At 44.4% G+C, this 484-nt stretch carries 1 protein-coding gene; it reads left to right on the top strand.

Annotated features, from left to right (window positions below):
- Nucleotides 1-151 precede the first annotated feature (151 nt).
- Nucleotides 152-484 (top strand): recombinase family protein (locus ACOTX2_RS25020; protein ID WP_139509214.1); only part of this gene is annotated, 333 nt, incomplete at its 3' end.

The raw sequence follows: 484 nt of genomic DNA, 5'->3' as shown, positions 1-484 counted from the left end.
CCTATTGGTTAAATTAATGTATCAAAAACGATGGTTTTTGTGACAGTCTTGAAAAGTCCTGACTTCTCCCGAAAAATGACTCCCCTCATGTAACAAAACTCGTTACTATATCAACATAACAATAACCCCATAACTAATTAGCGTGAAAAGAATGAAAATCGGCTATGCACGTAAATCTACGCATCTTCAGGATGTGGCGCACCAGGTTGACGAACTAACAAAAGCTGGATGTGAGCAAATCTATCAGGATCAGACCTCACGTAGCGGCCCCAAGCGCGACAAAAAAGGTGCGCCGGAACTGGAGAACTGCCTGAAAGCATTGCGCGAGGGAGATACCCTAGTAGTTTGGGCACTAGATCGGCTCGGCGGTTCATTGGGTCAAGTCATTACTTTACTCGACGACCTGAAGAAACGCGGAATAACTTTCATAGCCATCAAGGACAGAATAGACACAAATGCGCCAGTTATAGGGGAAATCTATACG

Source organism: Enterobacter cloacae complex sp. IR5412, assembly GCF_049237385.1.
GTDB lineage: Bacteria > Pseudomonadota > Gammaproteobacteria > Enterobacterales > Enterobacteriaceae > Enterobacter > Enterobacter intestinihominis.
The sequence above is the reverse complement of the archived record's forward strand: the minus strand, read 5'-3'. Positions and strand labels throughout refer to the sequence as shown.